At 36.7% G+C, this 2143-nt stretch carries 1 protein-coding gene; it reads right to left on the bottom strand.

Annotated features, from left to right (window positions below):
• Positions 1 to 200: 200 nt before the first annotated feature.
• A complete protein-coding gene (locus E2L07_RS20395) occupies positions 201 to 1850 on the bottom strand; it encodes an SLC13 family permease (RefSeq protein WP_134230523.1) in 1650 nt (549 codons plus the stop codon).
• Between the last annotated feature and the right edge of the window lie 293 nt (positions 1851 to 2143).

The following is a 2143-nucleotide window of genomic DNA, read 5'->3' as shown; positions in this document are numbered from 1 at the left end:
TGACCGCTTTCAACCTACCAACTGAATGGTGCCTAAGCAGATGAAGGAGTTCGACTAGATTAGTATCTAATCTCGCTAACTTTATTTCTGGAATTGTGCGTGTACCACAGAAAGTGGTGAAGAGACGAAAAAAGAAAACCTTTTAGAAGTCTAATTTAATAGTTTTCTAAAAGGTTTACGATCATATACATTTGTCTAAGTTAATTTCTAAATGAATCTGGGAAAACAGTTAAGTCAACGCCCCAAATAAGTGGTAAGAGTATGAGAACAGCACCTACAATCAAAATGAGTGCCAGAATATTAATCCAGAAACCATTTTTAACCATTTCGATAATTTTTAACTTGCCAGTAGCAAAGATAATCGCATTTGGAGGTGTACCAACAGGAAGCATGAACGCACAGTTTGCTGCCATCGCCGCAGGCACCATCAAAGCAAATGGATGCACATTTAGCGCAAGTGCTAATGCTGCTAATACTGGTAAAATCATCGTTGCTGTTGCTGTATTTGATGTGATTTCAGTTAAGAACAATACTAGTCCAGCAGTAAACACTACAACTAGTAGGAAGTTAACTCCATCTAAAACGGTTAACTGTCCACCGATCCAATCAGCAAGGCCTGTTTCACGAAATCCAGATGCAATCGCTAGTCCACCACCAAATAATAGTAAAATGCCCCATGGAACATCTTTTGCTACATTCCAATCTAATAGACGACCACCTTTATTTTTCGATGGAATTAAGAATAATAACACACCTGCAAAGATTGCAATCATCGTGTCATCGATTCCAGGGATCGTTAACAGCTGCCCTTCCCATAGGAATGATCTTGTAATCCACATAAAAGCAGCGAATGAAAACACGGTCAAAACCATTTTTTCTTCAAAACTCATCGACCCTAATGCTTTCTTCTCATTATTAATTAGTTCTTTACCACCAGGTAGTTTTTTAAGCTTCATAGGATAAACGACTTTTGTCATATATAACCATGATACAATTAATAAAATAACAACAACAGGAAAAGCAAAAAATAACCAACTAGCAAAAGAAATTTGAACACCGTACATTTCTTGAACAATTGCAGCTAGAATAATATTTGGAGGTGTCCCAATCAATGTTCCTAGTCCACCAATTGTTCCAGCATATCCTATTCCAAAAATAAGCGATTTCGAAAACTTATCTTCTTCAGTTGAAAGATCTTCTTTATTTGACTTTAAGGCTTGAGAAACTTGATACGTAATTGCTGTACCGATAGGAAGCATCATCATAACAGCAGCTGTATTTGAGACCCACATTGATAAAAAACCTGTTGCTGCCATAAAACCAAGAACAATACTTGATGTGCTTGTACCAATTACGGAAAGAATATTTAATGCAATCCGTTTGTGTAAATCCCATTTTTCCATGGCAAGGGCAATAAGGAACCCACCTAAAAATAAAAAGATAATTGGATTACCGTAAGAAGCCGTTACGGTTCCCCCATCGAGAGCACCTGTAATTGGCAATAAAATAATTGGTAAGAGTGATGCTGCTGGAATCGGAATTGCCTCGGTAATCCACCATGTAGCTACCCATAACGTAACAGCAAGAACCATTCGTCCTTCATACGATAACCCTTCTGGGAAAAAGAAAAATAATACCGAAAGAAAAAGAAGTGGTCCAAGCATTAACCCCACTTTTTGAGGTCCTGTGTAACTAGGTGGTTTTTCATTGTCTTTTTGATTTGCTTCTTTTGAGATTGTGTTTTCGAGTTTTTTCTTTGTGTTTACAGGTAATGCAAACAAAAGTAAATTCTTCGCTTGATGATGAGAAGTCCATAAATGATTCCAAAGTGTTAAGATATTTGCTTTCATGATTTTAAACCTCATCCTCCCTCTATAAATTAAGATTTTAAGCGCTTACACGTTTGTGCGATGTTCCTTTCTTTATTTCTTGACCTGTCGTCTGTCGACAGGTAATATACTTATTATAACTTTCGTGAATATTTAGTCAATATTTCTTTTTGAAAATATTCATCATGGGTGTGTCAATAATTTTGTGTAAATACCCCTGTTTCTAGTAGATAGGTTAGCCCTGCTTATTTTACTTGGTAAAACTTCTATTTTAGGTGAAACACAGAGCCACAGCGGTAGCTGCTTGTCCTTGA

The sequence above is a fragment of the Halalkalibacterium halodurans genome (assembly GCF_004376175.1).
Lineage (GTDB): Bacteria > Bacillota > Bacilli > Bacillales > Bacillaceae_D > Halalkalibacterium > Halalkalibacterium halodurans.
Note: the sequence above shows the minus strand (reverse complement) of the source record. Positions and strands in the feature narration are given on the sequence as shown.

Bases quoted from the DNA above. Each gene is read 5' to 3' on its own strand.
- E2L07_RS20395 (WP_134230523.1), bottom strand. From the start codon at position 1,850: ATGAAAGCAAATATCTTAACACTTTGGAATCATTTATGGACTTCTCAT.